The sequence below is a fragment of the Mycobacterium sp. genome (assembly GCF_008709575.1).
Taxonomy (GTDB): Bacteria; Actinomycetota; Actinomycetes; order Mycobacteriales; family Mycobacteriaceae; genus Mycobacterium.
On record NZ_VYIK01000460.1, the window covers coordinates 1 to 613 of the forward strand.

Sequence of the window (613 nt, forward strand, 5' to 3'; positions counted from 1 at the left end):
CGAGAAGCCGGCCACCTACGCGTTGACCCGTAATGGGTCATGCGGCGCCAATCAGCGTGGGTGCTGGTTGTTTTCGGCTGGTCCCGCGACGTCCACGCGGTGGGCGTGGTCTGTTTGGGGGGTAGGCCGGGTGCCGCTTGTTCAGCAGAGGCCACCAGGTGGTGGCTGCCGGTCCTGGCCGATCCAGCATCTGGTGATGGCGGTGACTGGTGCCGGTTGACTGAACCCTCCCACTCTTGCTGGGAGGCCAACCCCGCCCGGAGGGCGTGGGCAAGTCGGTAGTCGACGGTCGCGGTCCGCGGATCGTCGGGGTCGGTGAACTCTACGCAAGCCGCCAGGGTGGCCGACACGATGTCGCGGTCGGCGCACAGCCCGCACTCGCGGCAGTTGTGGGTGCGTTGGGCCAGTGTTTTGGCCACACGTGCACCGCACAGGCAGTGCTGAGACATCGCGGTGGTGCGTGTGCCCGCGCGTGAGAGCTGCCCGCCGGCGGCGCTGCATTCCCGCTCCAGAGCGGCCACCAGCATGCCGGGACTGAACAACGCGATCCGTTTGCCCCATAACCGCGCCCAGGTCGAGATGCGGCAGTCTTCCACGGTGATCGAATTGCCGT

1 protein-coding gene is annotated in these 613 nt (G+C 67.5%); it reads right to left on the reverse strand.

Annotated elements, in window-relative coordinates:
- On the reverse strand, nucleotides 1-527 hold a 527-nt coding region (locus F6Q13_RS19590; RefSeq protein WP_293060043.1), incomplete at its 3' end, for a zinc ribbon domain-containing protein.
- Nucleotides 528-613: the final 86 nt, after the last annotated feature.